At 70.7% G+C, this 4,360-nt stretch carries 9 protein-coding genes and 1 pseudogene; 1 reads left to right on the plus strand and 9 read right to left on the minus strand.

All coding sequences use genetic code 11. From position 1 onward, the window contains the following. The 9 genes and pseudogenes from QH290_RS06565 to QH290_RS06605 all read right to left on the minus strand — a co-directional run. Positions 1 to 193, minus strand: a pseudogene (locus QH290_RS06565) (alkaline shock response membrane anchor protein AmaP); the annotation flags it as partial. Between the two features lie 218 nt (positions 194 to 411). After that, positions 412 to 945 (minus strand): DUF6286 domain-containing protein, encoded by a 534-nt coding sequence (locus QH290_RS06570; RefSeq protein WP_280382261.1) that lies wholly within the window; start codon positions 943 to 945, stop codon positions 412 to 414. Beyond that, entirely contained in the window at positions 942 to 1,259 is a 318-nt protein-coding gene (locus QH290_RS06575) for an Asp23/Gls24 family envelope stress response protein (RefSeq protein WP_280382262.1), read from the minus strand. The genes QH290_RS06570 and QH290_RS06575 overlap by 4 nt, the downstream gene beginning before the upstream one ends. Further along, complete coding sequence (locus tag QH290_RS06580; RefSeq protein WP_280268018.1) at positions 1,256 to 1,444, minus strand: hypothetical protein; 189 nt, start codon at positions 1,442 to 1,444, stop codon at positions 1,256 to 1,258. The genes QH290_RS06575 and QH290_RS06580 overlap by 4 nt, the downstream gene beginning before the upstream one ends. A 1-nt stretch (position 1,445) precedes the next feature. Beyond that, on the minus strand, positions 1,446 to 1,949 hold the full coding sequence (locus tag QH290_RS06585) for an Asp23/Gls24 family envelope stress response protein (protein ID WP_280268019.1): 504 nt from the start codon (positions 1,947 to 1,949) through the stop codon (positions 1,446 to 1,448). A 96-nt stretch (positions 1,950 to 2,045) separates the two neighbouring features. After that, a complete protein-coding gene (locus QH290_RS06590) occupies positions 2,046 to 2,363 on the minus strand; it encodes a hypothetical protein (RefSeq protein ID WP_280382263.1) in 318 nt (105 codons plus the stop codon). Then, on the minus strand, positions 2,360 to 2,737 hold the full coding sequence (locus QH290_RS06595) for an Asp23/Gls24 family envelope stress response protein (RefSeq protein WP_280268021.1): 378 nt from the start codon (positions 2,735 to 2,737) through the stop codon (positions 2,360 to 2,362). The genes QH290_RS06590 and QH290_RS06595 overlap by 4 nt, the downstream gene beginning before the upstream one ends. After that, positions 2,734 to 3,318: an Asp23/Gls24 family envelope stress response protein gene (locus tag QH290_RS06600; protein WP_280382264.1), complete on the minus strand. Its 585-nt coding sequence runs from the start codon at positions 3,316 to 3,318 to the stop codon at positions 2,734 to 2,736. The genes QH290_RS06595 and QH290_RS06600 overlap by 4 nt, the downstream gene beginning before the upstream one ends. Beyond that, on the minus strand, positions 3,309 to 3,875 hold the full coding sequence (locus QH290_RS06605; protein WP_280268023.1) for an RNA polymerase sigma factor: 567 nt from the start codon (positions 3,873 to 3,875) through the stop codon (positions 3,309 to 3,311). The genes QH290_RS06600 and QH290_RS06605 overlap by 10 nt, the downstream gene beginning before the upstream one ends. Before the next feature lie 170 nt (positions 3,876 to 4,045). Here QH290_RS06605 and QH290_RS06610 point away from each other — a divergent pair, with 170 nt between their 5' ends. Then, positions 4,046 to 4,252, plus strand: coding sequence for a CsbD family protein (locus QH290_RS06610; protein ID WP_280382265.1), 207 nt, complete (start codon positions 4,046 to 4,048; stop codon positions 4,250 to 4,252). Positions 4,253 to 4,360: the final 108 nt, after the last annotated feature.

A 4,360-nucleotide genomic window follows, 5' to 3' on the forward strand; every position in this document is an offset into this window, starting at 1 on the left:
CGGCCGCCGCGGCCACGACCAGGACCCAGCGCGGCGGCTCGCCGGTGCCGGGGACCAGCGCGGCATCCGGATCCGCCCAACGCAACCGGCCGGACCATGCCGCGATCGCACAACCACCCGCGACCATCAGCGCCAGGCCGATCACCGCCAGCACCGTCCGATTCAGCCGCGCCGGGCGATTGACCGCGCTCACGCCATTCCGCCCTTCACCCGCGCCGGGCAATTGGCCGCGGTCATGGCATTCCACCCTTCACCCGCACCGGGGCAATTGACCATGCTCATGGCATTCCACCCTTCACCCGCACCGGGGCAATTGACCGTGCTCACGGCGTTCTTCCCTTCGCCCGCGCCGGGCGATTGACCGCGCTCATGGCATTCCTCCCGTCAGCCGCACCGGGTGATCGGCCGTGCTCATGGGGTTCCTTCCTTGGCCGGGCGCGCATGGGCGGCGACCTCGCGTCGCACACCGGGGGCCACCCGGCGCAGTCGTTCGTCGACGGCGGCCCGGACGGCCGCGACCGATTCCTCCGGCGCCCGGCCGGTGCGCATACCGATTCGAATCTTCTTGCGCCCCAGCCGCACTCGCACGGGCTCCACCTCGGCGACCGAGCGCGCCGCATCCCGCACGGCGGCGTGCAGGCTGCGCCGGGCGATTCCGGCGTCCAGCTCGTCCTCGGATTCCAGCGGCACCACGACCGAGCGGCCAGGCACCAGCGCCAGCGCCAGCAACAACGCGCCCGCCAGCGCCGCCGCGATACCGGCGCCGAGCACCCAGCCACTGCCCCATTCGGTGTCACGCAATGTGGTGGCCACATCATCGTAGGACACCAATTCCCTTGTGCCGCTGAGCTTCTGGATGATAGAAACGGCGACCACCACACTTCCGGCCAGCACCGCCAGCGCCACCACGATCGCCGGGACGACGCGGCGCGGGCGCCGCCTCATCGGACCCTGCCCGCCGCGGCGCCGCTCGTCAGCGCCGACACCTCGATGTCCACCCGCGACACCGTCAGGCCCGCCAGTTCCCCGGTGCGCCGGATCAGGTGCTCACGGCACGCGTCGGTCACCCGGGCCACCGGCTGCGGGTACGCGACTGGAAGACGGACCCGCAGGGCGGCCGAGTCCCCGGCGACCCGGGCCGTCACCTGCACCTGCGGCTCGACCCCGGGCACCTCGCGCGCGGCCTGTGCGGCGATCCGGCGCACCGCGCGCTCACCCACCACGGTCGTCCCGGGCAGTTCGGTGGTCACGGCGGTCATCGCGCGCTCCGATCCTGCACCGACCGGAGAAGTCCCGACAGGTCGACTTCGCCGTCGAGCCAGCGGCCGACCAGCAGGCCGAGCCCGCCGAAGACCAGGACGACGAAGAACGCTCCGAATCCTCCGAAGGCGGCGGCGAATCCCAGGGCCAGGCCCGTGATCAGGCAGATCGTGGTGGCGCTCATATCACTGCACCCGGTCTCGGCTCGGCGGCTGCTGATCGTCGTCCTCGCCCTCGATGTACACATCGTTGACGTTGATGTTCACCTCGACGACCTCGAGCCCCGTCATCTGCTCGATGGCGGTGATGACGTTGCGCCGCACCGCCCGTGCCAATTCCGCGATGGCGACGCCGTATTCGACGACGAGATCCAGATCGACCGCGGCCTGCCGCTCGCCTACCTCGACCGAAACACCCTGTCCCACACTGGCGGACGCGCCCGGGATGCGATCGCGCAGCGCGCCGAACGCGCGCGCCGCCCCGCCGCCGAGTTCGTGCACACCGCGCACTTCGCGGGCGGCCAGGCCCGCGATCTTCTGTACCACGGTATCGGCGATGGTGGTGGTGCCCTGATCGGTCACCAGCGCGCCCGGGCGGCCGTTGCGGTCGGTCTGCTGCCCGGTCTCACTGCCGCCGGACTGCGTCGGCGCCTTCGTGTTCCCGACCGACTTCTCTGTTGCCGTGCTCATCACAGTTCCTCCGGATTCCCTTGCAGTACAGCGGATAACAACTCTGTATGGTTTCGACACGGTGCCGGGCGGATCGTCACGGCCGCGCCACGTGATCTAGGTAACCATTTGATCGCTGAAAGCCGTGGCGTCGAGCTCGGTCACGACGATCCGCAGCGTCGCCGAGGCCCGCGGTGTCGGCGCCAGCAGCGCCCGGACCGCGGCGGCCAGTTCGTCCAGCAGCGGCGGCAGCGGCAGCGCGGTGGCCGCGACACGAATCTCGACGGCCGACTCGTTGATATCGACGGCATACCGATTCCCGTTGAGCGGCAACCATTTCGCGTTCTGCAGCCCGATCGGCCCCGCCGGTCGCAGGCCGTCCACCGAGTCGATCGCCGCCACGACGGCATCGATCAGATCCTCCTCGACTCTCACGGCTGCCCCGGTTCGATATCCAGAACGGTCACCGCGACCTCGTCCACGACCACCCCGGTCTGTTCGGCCACCACGCGGGCGACCTCCCGCTGCACCGCCTGCCCGACCGCACCGACCTGGACGCCGGCCGACATCGTGAGGTCCACATGGATTCGCAGCCACTGCCCGGCGCGCCGGACGCGCACACCGCCCGCGGGCGCGGGCTCCTGCCCCGTCCACAGTTGCCGTCCCGAGCGCGCGAGCTGACCGACCAGCCCGAGCACCCCGGGCTCGAGTCTGCGCACCCCCGCGACCGCGGCGGCGGCGCGGGCCGCGACACCGGCGATCACCGCGTCGCCGACGACGACCTCGGTGCCCGGCGCGGCGGCGCTCACCGCTGCTCCTCGTAGACGTCGACGACGGTGATGTCCAGCCGTCCCAGCACCAGGCCGATCCGCGCCGACGCCGCCGCCCGGACCCGCTCGCGCACCCGCGGCACCAATTCCTCCACGCTGCGGCCGCCCAATCGCACGGCGATGGTCAGCTCGACATCGATGAGGTGTTCGCCCGCGGGTCCCGGTTCGGTCCCCCGCACCTGGCAACCGCGGGCCCGCACCCCGTCGACGGTGTCGGCGGCGTATCGCAGTACCACCGCGACCGCCTGCTCGCTGACCTCGATAGTTCCGGGGTGCGGTGTGGGCAGGGTGAGGGTGCGGCCGCGGCGCCCCTCCGCGCGCACCGCGGACATGATGCGGCCGAACAGATCCGGCGGCGGCGGATCCGGTTCATCGATGAGTTCGCGCGTCGCCCCGCGCAGCGTGAGCAGGCTCTCGCGCGCGGCCGCGCAGTGCGGGCAGGTGCGTTCGTGCTCGTCGGACAGTCCGGCGTCCATCGCGTCCAGCCGCTCCCACACCCGTTCCAGGCCGCGTCCGCACGGAAGCAGATAGTCGCTCCCGGTGCTCTGGCTCACCGCCATGGCTGCATCACCTCCGCCAATTGCGCTCGGGCCCGCGCGATCCGCCCGCGGACCGCGGTGGAATTGGTGCCGACGATCTCGGCGATCTCCTCATAGGACCGGCCGTGCACCTCCCGCAGCAGCCAGCACGCGCGCTGTTCGGGCGTCAGCCGCTGCAGCGCCTCGACCAGCGCCGCCAGCTGGCCGTTCACCTGCGCCGCATGCTCCGGGTGCAGGTCGGTCCGCGGCGATGCGGTCGTGTCGGGGTCGACATCGGCGGGCACGCGTCGCGCTCTGATCACGTTCAGGCAGCGATTGGTGGTCATGCGGTACAGCCATCCGGCGAACGCCGAATCATCCTGCAGCTGGGCCATTCTGCGCCACGCCGTCAGAAAAACCTCCTGGGTGACATCCTCGGCCTCGCCCCGGTCGGCCAGCATCTTCGCGGCGAGCCGGAACATCGGCCCCTGGTAGCGCAGCACCAGCTGCTCATACGCCCGGACATCGCCGTCACGCGCCCGCCCGGCCAGGGTCGCGTCGTCCAGCGCTGCCTCGGGTGCCGTCGCCGTCGTGGTCACACAGCACCTCCTCCGCTGCTCGTGATGTCGACACCGGGGAGCCGGAACCGTCACGGCCGATTATCCGTGATCGTTGTCTCATCGGTTGCTGCGTGAGCTTGCCGTGTGTCGGCGGGTCTTCGTTCAGTGCGCCGAAACGGCGCCGGTCCTTTCGACAACGGAGGTTCGCAATGTCTCTGAACGACAAGATCGGCAACACCGCCGAGGATCTGGGCGGCCGGGCAAAGGAGGCCGCAGGCCAGGTCACCGGCGATGAGAAGCTGCGCGACGAGGGCAAGCTCGACCAGGTCGAAGCGGGCGCCAAGCAGGCGGTCGAGGATGTGAAGGACGCCGTCGGCGATGCCGTGGGCAAGCTGAAGGACAAGTTCGGCAAGTAATACGACGCACCGGTTCGCCGCGCATCGTTCCGGCCAGGGTTTTTGGGGGCCCCACCCCATAGGCGGGTGGTACACGGCCCCAAACATTCCGGGTTTTGGGGAATAGTG

It is taken from the genome of Nocardia wallacei, from assembly GCF_029869545.1.
Lineage (GTDB): Bacteria > Actinomycetota > Actinomycetes > Mycobacteriales > Mycobacteriaceae > Nocardia > Nocardia wallacei_A.

Bases quoted from the DNA above. Each gene is read 5' to 3' on its own strand.
- QH290_RS06610 (WP_280382265.1), top strand. From the start codon at position 4,046: ATGTCTCTGAACGACAAGATCGGCAACACCGCCGAGGATCTGGGCGGC.
- QH290_RS06585 (WP_280268019.1), bottom strand. From the start codon at position 1,949: ATGAGCACGGCAACAGAGAAGTCGGTCGGGAACACGAAGGCGCCGACG.
- QH290_RS06570 (WP_280382261.1), bottom strand. From the start codon at position 945: ATGAGGCGGCGCCCGCGCCGCGTCGTCCCGGCGATCGTGGTGGCGCTG.
- QH290_RS06575 (WP_280382262.1), bottom strand. From the start codon at position 1,259: ATGACCGCCGTGACCACCGAACTGCCCGGGACGACCGTGGTGGGTGAG.
- QH290_RS06580 (WP_280268018.1), bottom strand. From the start codon at position 1,444: ATGAGCGCCACCACGATCTGCCTGATCACGGGCCTGGCCCTGGGATTC.
- QH290_RS06600 (WP_280382264.1), bottom strand. From the start codon at position 3,318: ATGGCGGTGAGCCAGAGCACCGGGAGCGACTATCTGCTTCCGTGCGGA.